The sequence below is a fragment of the Bariatricus sp. HCP28S3_A4 genome (assembly GCF_052066395.1).
Taxonomy (GTDB): Bacteria; Bacillota; Clostridia; order Lachnospirales; family Lachnospiraceae; genus Allocoprococcus.
In genome coordinates, this window is record NZ_JBQHSE010000109.1 from 1 (window position 1) to 354 (window position 354).

Genomic DNA, 354 nt, shown 5'->3' on the forward strand with positions numbered 1-354 from the left:
TTGTTTTTTTACTTCGTTTTCTCGAAGTGTTAGTTAATTGTTACTCTTAAGAATAACAATCACCTCGGATGTCTTTCTCTATTTATTTGAGAATTGATTTTCTTTGTATGCAGTTTTCAAGGTACATATAGATAAGAAGGAGTAGAGCGAATAATCTAGTCCGCATATGGGACTTCAGAACGTTGTTCCTCAGTCACGGATATTCTTCGAATATCCTTCTGTTGTCATACAGCCTTCTTCGTCCAGGCAAGCCTGGCTCAGAATCCTGTCTGCCAACACCATCTGCTCTCTTCATTATCTGCGTGGAGAATACGAGATTCGAACTCGTGACCTCCTGCTTGCAAGGCAGGCGCT

1 protein-coding gene is annotated in these 354 nt (G+C 41.2%); it reads left to right on the top strand.

Translation table 11 applies throughout. The features are described 5' to 3' along the window. Positions 1 to 166: 166 nt before the first annotated feature. On the top strand, positions 167 to 354 hold a 188-nt coding region (locus tag ACTNBF_RS16585), incomplete at its 3' end, for a hypothetical protein (protein WP_441089716.1).